This window comes from Achromobacter ruhlandii (genome assembly GCF_002082135.1).
GTDB classification, from domain to species: domain Bacteria; phylum Pseudomonadota; class Gammaproteobacteria; order Burkholderiales; family Burkholderiaceae_B; genus Achromobacter; species Achromobacter ruhlandii.
Window position 1 is genome coordinate 1841368 of sequence record NZ_CP017433.1, and the last position, 12100, is coordinate 1853467.

The 12100-nt window shown below is 66.8% G+C and carries 12 protein-coding genes; 10 read left to right on the plus strand and 2 right to left on the minus strand.

Features of this window, described 5'->3' with window-relative positions; genetic code table 11:
* On the minus strand, positions 1–730 hold a 730-nt coding region (locus AruCF_RS29810; protein WP_254431179.1), incomplete at its 3' end, for a collagen-like triple helix repeat-containing protein.
* A gap of 346 nt (positions 731–1076) precedes the next feature.
* The gene (locus AruCF_RS08415; protein WP_049072996.1) at positions 1077–2786 is read right to left on the minus strand and encodes a ShlB/FhaC/HecB family hemolysin secretion/activation protein; all 1710 of its coding nucleotides are present in this window, start codon (positions 2784–2786) and stop codon (positions 1077–1079) included.
* A gap of 493 nt (positions 2787–3279) precedes the next feature.
* Here AruCF_RS08415 and AruCF_RS08420 point away from each other — a divergent pair, with 493 nt between their 5' ends.
* The 10 genes from AruCF_RS08420 (at position 3280) to AruCF_RS08465 (ending at position 12093) form a co-directional block, all read left to right on the plus strand.
* A complete protein-coding gene (locus AruCF_RS08420; protein WP_049072997.1) occupies positions 3280–4110 on the plus strand; it encodes an MHYT domain-containing protein in 831 nt (276 codons plus the stop codon).
* A gap of 128 nt (positions 4111–4238) precedes the next feature.
* Positions 4239–4415 (plus strand): Flp family type IVb pilin, encoded by a 177-nt coding sequence (locus tag AruCF_RS08425; RefSeq protein WP_049072998.1) that lies wholly within the window; start codon positions 4239–4241, stop codon positions 4413–4415.
* A 263-nt stretch (positions 4416–4678) separates the two neighbouring features.
* Complete coding sequence (locus AruCF_RS08430) at positions 4679–5146, plus strand: A24 family peptidase (RefSeq protein WP_049077659.1); 468 nt, start codon at positions 4679–4681, stop codon at positions 5144–5146.
* Positions 5113–5553, plus strand: a complete 441-nt coding sequence (locus tag AruCF_RS08435; protein WP_049072999.1) for a TadE/TadG family type IV pilus assembly protein — start codon at positions 5113–5115, stop codon at positions 5551–5553. Before AruCF_RS08430 ends, AruCF_RS08435 begins: the two co-directional genes overlap by 34 nt.
* 1 nt (position 5554) lies before the next feature.
* Positions 5555–6052, plus strand: a complete 498-nt coding sequence (locus tag AruCF_RS08440) for a TadE family protein (RefSeq protein WP_049073000.1) — start codon at positions 5555–5557, stop codon at positions 6050–6052.
* Entirely contained in the window at positions 6049–7002 is a 954-nt protein-coding gene (gene cpaB / locus AruCF_RS08445; protein WP_049073001.1) for a Flp pilus assembly protein CpaB, read from the plus strand. The genes AruCF_RS08440 and cpaB overlap by 4 nt, the downstream gene beginning before the upstream one ends.
* Positions 7003–7067: 65 nt before the next feature.
* Positions 7068–8450, plus strand: a complete 1383-nt coding sequence (locus AruCF_RS08450) for a type II and III secretion system protein family protein (protein ID WP_100508219.1) — start codon at positions 7068–7070, stop codon at positions 8448–8450.
* Positions 8447–9787 (plus strand): MinD/ParA family protein, encoded by a 1341-nt coding sequence (locus tag AruCF_RS08455; RefSeq protein WP_049073003.1) that lies wholly within the window; start codon positions 8447–8449, stop codon positions 9785–9787. Before AruCF_RS08450 ends, AruCF_RS08455 begins: the two co-directional genes overlap by 4 nt.
* Positions 9788–9808: 21 nt before the next feature.
* Positions 9809–11164 carry a TadA family conjugal transfer-associated ATPase gene (locus AruCF_RS08460; RefSeq protein WP_049073004.1) on the plus strand — a complete coding sequence of 452 codons (1356 nt, stop codon included), beginning with the start codon at positions 9809–9811 and terminating at the stop codon, positions 11162–11164.
* Positions 11164–12093 (plus strand): type II secretion system F family protein, encoded by a 930-nt coding sequence (locus AruCF_RS08465; RefSeq protein ID WP_049073005.1) that lies wholly within the window; start codon positions 11164–11166, stop codon positions 12091–12093. The genes AruCF_RS08460 and AruCF_RS08465 overlap by 1 nt, the downstream gene beginning before the upstream one ends.
* Positions 12094–12100: the final 7 nt, after the last annotated feature.

The window sequence follows — 12100 nt, forward strand, 5'->3', positions numbered from 1 at the left end:
CGCCCAGCACGCCGCCAGTCACGCCGCCGACCAGCTGGGTGACGGGGTTCAGCAGACCGCCCTGGCCGGACAGGCCGCCGGTCAAGGCGCCCACCGCGTTGGTGGCGTTGCCCAGGATCGTGGTCAGCGGCTGCGGGTTCTTGGGATCGGCGTTCAACAGGCCGCCGGTGCTGGCCACCGTCTTGCCCAGGCCTTCCACCAGGCCGCCGACGCCGCTGCTCAGGCCGCCGGGCAGGCCGGTGGCCTTGACCGTGGTGCCCAGGCCTTCGACCAGGCCGCCCACTTGCTTGACCGTGCCGTCCACGGGTTGGCCCAGGCCGGTGGTGGCGCCCACTTGCTGGGTCAGGCCGACCACCGTATCGACCACCGGCTTGACGGTGGGATCCAGCGCCTTGCCGACGCCGCCCAGCGTGGTGCCCAGGTTCAGGGGCAGCGTGTTGTCGACGGCGTTGCCGGTATTACCCAACGTGGTTTGCAGCAAGCCCGTCGTGACCGGATTGTTGGGATTGTTCGGATTGTTGGGGTTGTTCGGATTATTGGGATTACCGGGGTTGTTCGGATTGTTCGGACCGCCGGGGTTGGTCGGAATATCCGTGCCGGGCAGGGCGGCCGAACTCTTGTGGCCGCCGCCACCCCCGCCGCATGCGGCCAGCGCGCTCATCAGCGCGGCCGCCATGACGGTGGAGGTCAGAATACGTTGTACGCGCTGCGTTTCAATCTTGGCATTCATGGCGAGCTCCTGTGGGGGGAAGTGTCAGGCGTGGAAACTGCCCGATACATCCCTACATGCATAAACCGTGCCAATATTTTTCGAACGCGATGTCAGGCCCTGTTCAGTCTCTCTTCCAATAAAATAAAATCCATATAAATCAACGGTTTGAAAGAAAAACAGAGGGTTTGTACCAATATTGGGAATCCCCCATTTTTACGATGACGCGCCGCCTGCGAATGTTACGTTCGAGCCCGTATCAGCCGTTACGTTACGGGCCACGTTACGTAACGCGGTGTATGGAACGGGCAAGAAAAAGCGCCTGTCGAAACAGGCGCGAGGGCATGGCGCGGGATATCGCCGCGGATCAGAACGCGTCGTAATACAACGAGTAATTGGCGTTGAAGCGCACGTTGCGGTTGTCGTTGACGGTGGCCGAACCAATCGGCTTGGCCACGTTGAAATCAAACAGGTAGTACTTGTCGTCGGTAAATCGCAGTCCCAGCGCCACCGATGACAGGTGGCGCTGATTCAATTGCTGCAGGCCGGAATTGTTGTACCAGGTGCGGGCATAGTCGATCAGCGCATACGGCTGCACGTTGGTCAGATACTGCCAGCCGATGCCGAAACGGCGATTGACCTCAGCGGAAACCCCGACGCCCTTGTCGCCGCTCTGCTCGCCTTGCGGATAACCCATCGCATACCGCCAGCTGCCATACGACACTTGTTCCGAGGACGGCAGGATATTGCTCGAATACTGCGCGGCGCCGGACAGGGTCAGGCCGAACTGCGCCGGCAGGGCGAAGGTCTGCTTGGCATTCAGGTTGTAGCGGGTGAAGTCCAGGTCCAGGATCGGCACCGCCGAGTAGCCATAGTTGGTGTTGATCTCCTTCTTGGCGCCGGCGGTGTTGAAGCCCTTGGCGACCGCCAGCGTCACGTCCGAGGTCGCCGATTCCGACACCTGGATGTAGCGCATTTCGAGATTGGCGGCGCGTACCTGCGCGTCCTGCTGCAGCCAGCGGTCGGATTCCTTGGCCTCGTAGCGGTCCTTGGAATTGGCGGCGTACACGCCCAGCGTGCCGGTCAGCGAGCGGGTGTTGTTGAGCAGGAACGGATAGCTGACACCGATGCCGATGCGGTCGTTCTTGACCCGGCGGTTGAAGCCCAGGTAGTCGATGGCGTCGTCCTTGGGCCGCGCGTCGTAGTGGTAGCCGTCGATCTTGACGGCCAGGCCGTCGTTGCCCAGCGGTACGCGGATTTCGCCCGATACGTATTTGACGTCGTCGGTGTTGAACGGCACCGAGGCCGTCAGCTTGACCTGTTCTCCCAGCGGCGTGAGGCTGTTGGTGGCCAGGTTCACCAGCGGCTGCATGCCGGTGCCCAGGTCCGCGACGCCGCCGGTCAGGCTGACCGGCTGGCGCGACGCCGCCAGCACCAGTTCGGTGGCGCCGTCGGCGCGCCGCGGCAGGTCCAGCGACGGCGTGAATTTCACCCCGGGCACCGTGCGCATCAGGTTCAGCACGCGTTCCAGCGTGGCCTGCTTGAGCGGCTTTTCTTCTTTGAGCGGCTCGGCCAGCGATTCCAGCCTGTCCTGGGCGTTGCCAATGTCGCCTTCGATGCGCACCGTGCCGATATAGCCTTCCACCACGGTGACCACCACCAGGCCGTTGGCGAAGCTCTGGTTCTGCACCAGCGCGAACGACAGCGGGTAGCCGCGGTCGCGGTACAGCTGCGTGATCTTGTCGACCTGCTGCACCAGTTCGCCCAGGCTGATCTCCTTGCCGGACAGCGGCGAAAGCAGGTTGGCCACCTCCTCGAACGGCATTTCGTGCACGCCGGTGACGTCGAAGTTGCGCGGCACGATGCGCTGCGCCAGGCGCGCCTGCAGGGCAAGTTGTTCCGGGGTCTGCGCCTGGACCACCGGGGGCGGCTGGGTGGCGGTGGGCGGCCGTTCTATCTGGGGCATGGCGTCGACGGGATTGCCACGCAACGGGCCATCGGCATGGGCAGTGCCCAGGGCGGCCAGCGTGCAGATCAGGGCGAGGGAAAGCGGACTTGCAGGAAGCGTACGTCTCATGCCGTGTTGTCTCTCGTTTGCCGCCAAGGCCGTTTTAAACAGGTGTCCGGTAAATGGCCTGAATAAAGGCTTTAAATATACGGGGTCGCTATATGGATAAAACGGGTCGCGCGCCGCTCAGGCGGTATGTTGCCAGCGCATCTGGGTAATGACAAATTATTTCATGTGACTGCCTGGAAACGTGGATATAACAACAGACGGCAATGAAACGCAATCCTGACAATGCGCGGTACAGGGTTTACCGGTATTCCGGAAAATGAAGGTGGCGAATTTCCGGGTATTCGTTACAAGTAAGCTGTCGCAGTGTTGCGAATACTGGTATAAACCCTGATGTGTATTAATTGTTAATAGATAAGACTATATAAACGTTTCAAAACACATCGGGTTTACAGGCTCTCGGGAGTCCGCAGATGGACCAGGATGACCGCAACGGAATCGTTGCCCGCACGCCGGCCGCGCAAGCTCGCCGGCGGCCCACCCACAGGGGCCGCGAATGAACCCCGGCGATATCGTCCCGCTCTCGTTCCACGGCGGCCTGGTCGCGCTGTCGTTCCTGATGGCGGCCTTGGGCTCCTATGTCGCGCTGCTGGCGGCGGTCGGCATCCGTACCGAAATGCAGGACGGCGAGATCCGCATCGGTTACATCCTTATCGGCGCCCTGGCGATGGGCGGCGTCGGCATCTGGAGCATGCATTTCATCGGCATGCAGGCACAGGAATTGCCGTTCAGCGTGGGTTACCAGATTGGATTGACGGCGCTCAGCTTCCTGGTGGCGGCGGGTTTTTCCGGGTGGGCCTTCTGGTATGTGGGCCGCGAGCGCTTCACATTTATGCGCTGCCTGGTGGGTGGCCTGGCCGCGGGTCTGGGCGTAGCGGCGATGCATTATGTCGGCATCAGCGCCATGCGCATGCCGGCCGTATTTATCTGGAATCTGCCGATGGTTGTTTTATCGGTATTGATAGCGGTAATTGCCGCGTCAGCCGCATTGTGGCTCGCTTTCAATACGCGCAATGAGCTACAGCGCGTCGCGGCGGCCATTTTGATGGCGATCGCCGTGTGCGGCATGCATTACACGGGCGCGGCGGCCGGAACGGTGGTCTGCACCACGCCGAGGGATTTTTCCAGCATGCAGATCGGCGGGGTGATGCTGCCGTACATCGCGTTCGCGCTGTCGGCCGTCATGCTGCTGGTGATGCGCTGGCATTTGCAGCGCGCGTCGCGCCGGTTCCGCGCGCGCCTGGCGCAGCGCATCGACTCGATCATTGAATCGGCTCCCATGGTGGAGCCGGGCAGGGCGCCCGGATCCACCCTGGGGCCGGGTTAGCGTCTGTTGCGGTACCCGGAGGGCGCGGGGTGTGGAACACGCCAACGCGCCGGCAGCACCGGGCTTAGGGGGCCAGCGCCATCTCGATGGCATGGCTCGATTATCAAGCGAGACCTCAGGAGCTCGATATGAAAGCGAAACTTGCGCAGTTCTGGAACGAAGAAGAAGGTATCACCGCCCTGGAATACGGGCTGATCGCGGGCACCATTGCGGTGGCGCTGGTAGCGGCGTTGGCGACATTCACGGGCGCGCTCAGCGGCCTGTTCACGTCGCTACAGGCCAAGCTCGCCAACGCGTCCAAGTGAAGCCGATGGCCCCGGCCGCTTCGGCGCGCCTGGCTTCGGCCAAGGCGGGTCGAACGGTCGGGCCTGCCGCTCCGCCGGGCGCGGAGCCCTTATTGACCACATTTCCCGCGCAGCGACTTCGGGCGGTTGCGGATTGACGGCGTGGCGCGCCGGATTGCGCGCGGGGATGTCTTGCCAGGTTGAATCCGAAACCGTCAGAAGGTCCTGCCTTGTATCCAGGGGAAGCGCTGTGGTGGCTGTTGTTCGCATGCTGGAATCTGGTGTTGATATACACCGATCTGCGCTATCGCCGCGTACCCAACACGCTCATCGTCGCGGGATTCGCGGGACAGGCGCTGTGGCTGCTGGCGGCCTGGCTGGCGCCCGCATGGGGCTATCCGCCGCGTTGGGCCGGCTGGTCCATGGCCCTGGCCGGCTTCGCGCTGGCATTGCCATTCTTTCCCCTCTGGACGCGGCGTCTGATGGGCGCGGGCGACGTCAAGGCGATCGCCATCCTCGGGCTGCTGTTGGGTTTTGCGCCCCTGGTCATGACGCTGGTGGCCGCCAGCCTGCTGGCCGGCCTGCACGCGCTGCTCTACCTGTTCATTTCCCGAAGCCGGGCGCTGCCGCTTCGGGCTCGCCAGATCCCCTACGGCGCCTACCTGGGCGCGGCCGCGCTCAGCGTGGTGTTTATTCCCTTGAATTCGGACTGGTATTCGTGGTGTTTTTCCTGGTGTTCTACGCGATCCTGACGTATGCCCTGGTGTTCACCGCGCAGCACTCCGTCACGCTGGCCGCGCAGGACGGCGCCCGCAAGGTCCTGCAATGGCAGCCGGGCGCCGCCTCGCTGACCGTGCGCGCCAATGCCGGCCGCGATATCGCGCTGGACCGCTCCGGCTGGATCACCACCATGTCATCGGCCGCCGTGGCGGTGGCGGTGTGCGGCGCCACCGGCACGCTCAGCAGCACCGCGGGCGGGGCCTGCAGCGGCTTGCCGCTGAGCGCCGACCAGATCGAGGTGACGGTCAGCTATCCCTACGGCGCCAATCCGCTGATCCCGAATTTTCCGTTCCTGGCGCAGGCGCTGATGCCGCCCTCCAGCGTGTTGAGCGCGCGCGCCACGGTCCATCTGGGCAACGCGCTGGACGGGAGCCCCTGACATGAACGAGCGCGCCGCCTTCGATGCCGCCACCGGCCGCCGCCGCGCAGACGGCCAGCGCGGCATCGCCACGCTCGAGTTCTCGTTGATGGTGACGATGCTGCTGATGTTCGTCTGCGCGGTGGTGGGTTACGGCGTGCTGTTCTGGATGCAGCAGCAACTGGCCTCGGCCGCCTCGGAAGGGGCGCGGGCCGCGGTCTACGCGCGCTTTTCCGGTAAGGCGGATGTGCCCGGCGCGGCCTGCTCGGCGGCCATGAGCGTGTTCGGCAGCGGCTCGGCGGTGGCCTGCGCCGCCACCAGCGCGCCGTGCGCGTGGAGCGGCTCGGGCGGACAGACAGCCCAGTGCAGCACGGTCGCCATGACTTTCAACGTGCAGGCCTGGCCGGTGCTCTCGACCTTCCAGGCGTTCATCGCCATGTTGCCGGGGACCGACAAGAACTGGATTCCGACCCGGCTGTCGTCCAAAGCCATCGTGCAAATCTCCCAAGGGACACCATGAGCAGTCTGAGCAAGATCATCGCGGGCGTGTTGTTGGCGGCGGGCATTGTGCTGGCGTTCGTGGCCTGGCGCCTGGCGTCGGAACCGTCGGCGCCGCCGGCGGCGCCGGCCGGTCCGGTGGCGGCCACGGCGACCCCGCCGGCCGAGACGCCGGTCAAGCGCTATCCGGTGGTGGTGGCGGCCGCGGCGATCCCTGCCGGCACGCGTATCGACAGCGACAAGATGCTCAGGGTGGATCAGTGGCAGGTGGCGCTGTCGGGCAGCTACAGCGCGACCACGCCGCTGCAGGGCGCCTACACGCGGGTCGACGTGGCCGCGGGCGACCCGCTGTTGCCCAGCATGCTGGCGCAGGGCCTGGCGCGCCAGCTCAAGCCGGGCGAGCGCGCGCTGGCGATCGCCGTTGACGAGGTGGTGGGCGGCGGCAACCGCATCGCGCCGGGAGACCTGGTGGATGTGTTCTTCCTGCTGGAGAAGGGCGTCGAGATCCAGGGCGGACAGGCCCGGCTGCTGCAATCGCAGGTGCGCGTGCTGGCGTATGGCGCGGCCTCGGTCGACGGTCCCGAGGGAAAATCCACGCTGCCCGGCCCGCCCGGGCAGCCGGCCCGCACCGCGGTGCTGGCGGTGCCGGTCGAGCAGGTCAATGAACTGGTGCTGGCCAGCCGTTCTGGGCGCCTGCAACTGGCGCTGCGGCCGGTGGGCGATGAGGGCAAGCCGGATACCCAGCTGTTCGCGCAGCGCAGCGCCGTGCTGCCGGCGCGCGCCGACCTGACGCCGGAACAGCGCGAACAACTGCAAAGCGGTCCGAACCGCGCCTACGCCGGCGACAGCCTGGCGCAACTGGATGCCCCGACACCCGCGGCCAGGCCCGCGCCGGCCCGCGCCGCCGGCGGCGCGGGCGGCCGCACGGTGGAAATACTGCGAGGAGACAAATCCGAGCGCGTGCGCTATTGAAACGTGGCTGCGCGTGGCCTGGTGCCGCCCGCGGCTGGACCTTACCTGTCAACCAGATCCAGCAAATGAAGAGATTTCAGCGCACCACCCTGATCTGCGTCCTGTCGGCCGCAGCGGCAATGACCCACGGCGCGGCCGGACTGGCGCAGACCGCCTTGCAGACCGCGCCGGGCGCGCCCGCGCCCGCCCGCGACATCGCCGTGGCGGTCAAAGGCCAGCAGACGCTCATGCTGGATGGCGCGCCGGCGCGCATCGCCATTGGCGATCCGGACGTGGCCGACGTCAAGGTGCTGCCGGCTTCCGGCAAGCGGCAGGCCTCGCTGCTGCTGTACGGCAAGAAGCCCGGCACCACGCAATTGCAGGTCTGGACCGGCGCCAATGCCGCGCCGCAGCTGTGGAACGTGCGGGTGGCGGGCAACGTCCAGCAGGTGATGGCCGGGCGCGGCATGAGCGGCGGCGCCAACGTCGACGTGGCGGGCGACCGCGCGGTGGTCTCGGGCCAGGCCGATTCACCGTTGTCGCACCAGGCCTCGGTGGCCGCGGCCGGCGCGGTGGTGGGCGACAAGAACGTGGTCGACGTGTCGACCGCCGGCACCGGCGGCGTGGTGCAGGTCGAGGTCAAGGTGGTCGAGGTGTCGCGCTCGGTCATGAAGCAGGCCGGCATCAGCTTCGCCGGCCGCAGCGGGCCGTGGGGCGGCACCAACTCCATCACGCCCGACGGCTTCCCGGCGCCGCTGGGGTTCAGCAAGACCGCGGCCCTGGCCTCGGGCTTCTCGCTGTTCTACGACTCCAATGACTTCAGCGCGCGCCTGCGGCTGCTGCAGAACAATGGCATGGCGCGCGTGCTGGCCGAGCCCACGCTGGTGGCCCTGACCGGACAGAGCGCCAGTTTCCTGGCCGGCGGCGAACTGCCGATTCCCGAGGCGGGCGGCCTGGGCACGACCACGGTGACGTTCAAGCCGTTCGGCATCGGCCTGACGGTCACCCCCACGGTGCTGTCGCGCGAGCGCATCGCGTTGAAGGTGGCGCCGGAGGCCAGCGAGCTCGACTACAGCAACGCCATCGCGATCTCGAATGGCACCAATTCGACCACGCTGATCCCGGCGCTGCGCACGCGCCGCGCCGACACCACGGTGGAACTGGGCGACGGCGAGAGCTTCGTCGTCAGCGGCCTGGTGTCGCGCCAGACCAAGGCGCTGGTCAACAAGGTACCCATGCTGGGCGACCTGCCCATCATCGGTTCGTTTTTCCGTAGTGTCGATTACACCCAGGAGGACACCGAGCTGGTGATCGTGGTGACGCCGCGCCTGGTGCGGCCCATTGCGCGCGGCGTGACCCTGCCGCTGCCCGGGGCCAAACAGGAAGCGACCGACACCGCGTTCAATGCTTGGGGTTATTACCTGATGGGCCCAGTAGGCGGGCAGCAAATGCCGGGTTTCTCACGGTGAGCGATATGAAGACACATGCCAGGGAGTGGGTTGGCTTGCAGAACGGCAATCGGTTTCTGTTTTGTTCCAAGGGCGACGGCGTCGCCGCGCAGCTCGGGCAGGCGCTGGGCGACATGGGCTTGTTGACCCAGGAAGTCCCGGGCGTCGAGGAGCTGGGCAGGCGCCTGTCCGAAATCGAGCCGCAGGTGGTGTTCCTGGACTTCACCTTGAGCGAGGACGAACCTGGCAAGCTGTTCAAGTCGGCCGAATTGGCGCGTCTGCTGGCGCGCATCGCGCCGACGATCCCGCGCGTCGCGGTGGGCCTGCTGAGCCAGCCGGAAGGCGCCATCGCCGCGCTGCGCGCGGGGGTCAGCGACTTCGTCGATCCGACCGTGGCGCCGCAGGAAGTCAAGGACGTGGTGCAGCGCCTGCTGGACGTGCCGGCCGGCGGCGGCCGCATGGACGGCTCGCGCCGCAGCGTGCTGCTGCTGGGCGCGCGGCCGGGCGTGGGCACCAGCACGCTGGCGGTGCACCTGGCCGGCATGGTGCAGGATCGGTTGAAGCAGCAGCATGGCGCGCGCGCCGCGGCCTCGGGCGCCAAGAGCGCCAAGCCGGCCGCGGACAGCGGCAGCCACCTGCCCCTGGGCAGCCGGGTGGCGCTGATGGATCTGGGCTGGCCGGTGGGCGATTGCCAGTTGTACCTGAACATCGGCGGCGATTTCGATTTCGCCGAGGCCGCGCGCAATCTGCGCCGCCTCGATTCGACCTTGTTGAGTTCGGCCATGTCGCATACCGCGAATGGCCTGAGCGTGCTGGCGCTGCCGCGCGACCTGGGCCAGATGCGCGACGTGTCGCAATCCGATTCGCTGCTGGTGTTCGAACGCATGCGCCAGCACTTCGGCGTGGTGGTGGCCGACTCGGGCGGGTTCACCAATCCCGAATTCGTGGCCGGCCTGGCGCGCGCCTCGCAGCAGAACTGGATCGTCACCGACCAGAGCGTGGGCGCGCTGGTGTCGCTGGCCGGGCTGTTGCAGGAACTGGAGCAGTTGCATGTGGACCGCCGCAGTCTGGGCCTGATCGTCAACCGTTACGACGAACGCTACGGCATGACGGCCCAGCAGATCGCCGAGCGCTTCCAGCTCGACCTGGTGGGCACGCTGCCGGACCGCACGCTGGCGCTGATGGTCTGCACCAACCAGGGCCACCTGCTGCACGAGGAGGCCGAGCGCGACGTCTATGTGCGCGCGGTACAGGCGCTGGCCGAGAAATTGAGCGCGGAAGAAAACACGCCCGGCGGGCGGGCAAGCTGGCTGGCCACGTGGCTGCCCGGCGTGCACCGCCGCATGGTGGTCGAGTAACGCAAGGCGGCGGGATCCCACATGATCATGACAGCGACCATAGAATTCGGCAGCGATGGCGACAAGGGTTTCGCGTCGTCCAACCGCTTCCAGGAAGTGAAGACGGCGGCCTACGAGCACCTGCTCTCGCGCATCGAGGAGCTGGGGGCGGAATTCGGCCGCTGGGCGCGCTCGGCGATCCAGGAATTCGTCGACATCGAGGTGGCCAGCTTCGTGCGCCTGCGGCGCGTGCCGATCAACGAAGGCGAGATGCGCCAGATCGCCGAGGCGCTGACCAAGGAACTGGCCGGCCTGGGGCCGCTGGAGGACCTGCTGGCCGACCCCGCGGTCGAGGACATCCTGATCAACGGCTACGACAACGTGTTCGTGTCGCGCCGCGGCGTGCTGGCGCGCGAGACGCTGCGCTTCACCGACAACCAGCACGTGCTGCGCATCGTGCGCCGCATCCTGGCGCCGATCGGCCGCCGGCTGGACGAGTCCAGCCCCATGGTCGACGCGCGCCTGCCCGATGGCGGCCGCCTGAACGTGGTGATCGAGCCGCTGGCGGTGGACGGCCCGATGGTGTCGATCCGCAAGTTCCGCCAGGATCCGCTCAAGCCGGCCGACCTGCTGACGCTGGGCACCTTCGACGAGGAGATCTACCGCCTGCTGCACGAAGCGGTGAAGAACCGCTGCAACATCCTGGTGTCCGGCGGCACCAGTTCCGGCAAGACCTCGCTGTTGAACGCGCTGGCCTTCTTCATTCCGGAGACCGAGCGCGTGGTGACGGTGGAGGACACGGCCGAGTTGTCGCTGAACCATCCGCACGTGGTGCGGCTGGAATCGCGCCAGGGCGGATTTGACGGCAGCGGCGCGGTCAGCATCCGCGAACTGATCCGCAACAGCCTGCGGATGCGCCCGGACCGCGTGGTGGTGGGCGAAGTGCGCGGCGCCGAGGTGATGGACATGCTGCAGGCCATGAACACCGGCCACGAAGGCTCCATGGCCACGATCCACGCCAACTCGCCGCGCGAATGCCTGTACCGGATCGAGATGCTGGCGGGCTTTGCCGGCTTCCAGGGCAGCGAGGACAGCCTGCGGCGCCAGATCGCCAGCGCGCTCGACTTCATCGTGCAGATCGGCCGCCTGTCCAACGGCAAGCGCCGGGTGCTGTCGGTGACCGAGGTCACCGGCATGGGCGACAGCGTGATCTCGACCCAGGAACTGTACCGCCATGAGACCTTCGCCACCCCCGAGGGCGAGGAAAAGGACCGCTGGAACTGGCTCGGCATCCATCCGCACACGCCCAAGCTGGCCAAGATGCGCAACGAACAACGTCCCGCCGACAACACGCCGCCCGAGTCGGAGGGCGGCGGCTTCTGGAGCAGGAGGCGCTGATGCTGCAAGCCGGGGTGATCGGTGGCCTGGCGCTGGTGCTGGCCTTGGCGGCGGTGCTGCTGTGGCGGCACGCCAATAGCGGCCAGCGGCGGGCCGCCAGTTCCGCTTTCCTCGAAGACCAGTTGCGCCGCAGCCGCGGCGCGCCGGTCAGCGGCAAGCTGCCGTTCGCGCAGGGCGCGCGCGCCTTGCGCAGCGGCTTTTCGCGCTGGGACATGCTGCTGTTGCAGGGCGGCGTGCGCCAGAGTCCCGGTTTCTACGCCCGGCTGATCCTGCCCATCGTGGCGGGCGCGCTGCTGGCCTGGGCCTTTCTGGGCTGGCTGTCGGCCCTGGTGGCGCTGGTGCTGCTGTCCGTGTTCGCCTATTTCCTGCTGTGGCTGCGGGCCGACCGGCGCCAGCGGCGGCGCGTGTCGCAACTGCCGGCGTTCCTGGACAACATCGTGCGCCTGGTCACCATCGGCAACAGCATGGCTTCCGCCTTCCAGACCGCGGCCGCCGCCACCGACGAGCCGCTGCGCGAAGTGGTCGAGACCGCGGCCGCGCTGAGCCGTTCGGCCAAGGAACTGGACGCGGCGCTGGTGCAGGTTTCGCGCCAGTACGACATGAAAGAGCTTTACATGGTGGCGGCGGTGGTTTCCGTGGCGCTGCGCTTTGGCGGCCGCAGCGACCAGGTGCTCGAGCGCATGGCCGCATTCATGCGCGACATCGGCCAGGCGCGCGCCGAGCTGTCGGCCAGTTCGGCCGAGATCCGGCTGTCGGCCTGGATCCTGGCGCTGCTGCCGCTGGGCATCGCCGGCTTCATCATGGTGGCCAACAATGACCTGTTCATGGGACTGTGGGTCGATCCGCTGGGCTTCAAGATGCTGATGACGGCGGTCTGCCTGCAGCTGGGCGGCTCGTACATCCTGTACCGCATGGCCAAGGCCATTTGAGGGCGCC

Coding starts and splice junctions, on each gene's coding strand:
- AruCF_RS08415 (WP_049072996.1), bottom strand. CDS start 2,786: ATGAGACGTACGCTTCCTGCAAGTCCGCTTTCCCTCGCCCTGATCTGC.
- AruCF_RS08420 (WP_049072997.1), top strand. CDS start 3,280: ATGAACCCCGGCGATATCGTCCCGCTCTCGTTCCACGGCGGCCTGGTC.
- AruCF_RS08425 (WP_049072998.1), top strand. CDS start 4,239: ATGAAAGCGAAACTTGCGCAGTTCTGGAACGAAGAAGAAGGTATCACC.
- AruCF_RS08440 (WP_049073000.1), top strand. CDS start 5,555: ATGAACGAGCGCGCCGCCTTCGATGCCGCCACCGGCCGCCGCCGCGCA.
- cpaB (WP_049073001.1), top strand. CDS start 6,049: ATGAGCAGTCTGAGCAAGATCATCGCGGGCGTGTTGTTGGCGGCGGGC.
- AruCF_RS08450 (WP_100508219.1), top strand. CDS start 7,068: ATGAAGAGATTTCAGCGCACCACCCTGATCTGCGTCCTGTCGGCCGCA.
- AruCF_RS08460 (WP_049073004.1), top strand. CDS start 9,809: ATGATCATGACAGCGACCATAGAATTCGGCAGCGATGGCGACAAGGGT.
- AruCF_RS08465 (WP_049073005.1), top strand. CDS start 11,164: ATGCTGCAAGCCGGGGTGATCGGTGGCCTGGCGCTGGTGCTGGCCTTG.